Genomic DNA, 432 nt, shown 5'->3' with positions numbered 1-432 from the left:
TTGCCAAGTGTGATGCGGATGCATTTTCCGGGGGGCTGGATAGGCGAAAAACCCCTTGCCAAGGCGCATCGTCCGTGGTTTGACCGGGGCCAAACGACGGCCGGGCGCCGATTTGCACATTTTCCGAGGAAAACATGGCCAAGAAGAAGAACAAACCGCATCTGTTGATCGTCGAGGCGCGTTTCTACGACGACATGGCGGATGCTTTGCTGGAAGGCGCCACCGAGGCGCTGAAGGCGGCCGGAGCCACCTATGACGTCATCACCGTGCCCGGCGCGCTCGAAATCCCGCCGGCAATCTCCATGGCGCTCGACGCCGCAGATGAGGACGGCACCGAATATGACGGCTTCGTCGCGCTCGGCATGATCATCCGCGGCGAGACCTACCATTTCGACGTCGTCGCCAATGAATCGGCACGTGCGCTGATGGATC

General features: G+C 60.9%; 1 protein-coding gene. It reads left to right on the top strand.

What is annotated here, in order from left to right:
- Positions 1-134 precede the first annotated feature (134 nt).
- On the top strand, positions 135-432 hold a 298-nt coding region (locus AC1D0P_RS30100), incomplete at its 3' end, for a 6,7-dimethyl-8-ribityllumazine synthase (protein ID WP_477680080.1).

The sequence above is a fragment of the Polaromonas sp. P1_G2 genome (assembly GCF_056405515.1).
This window is presented reverse-complemented; position numbering and strand designations above follow the sequence as displayed.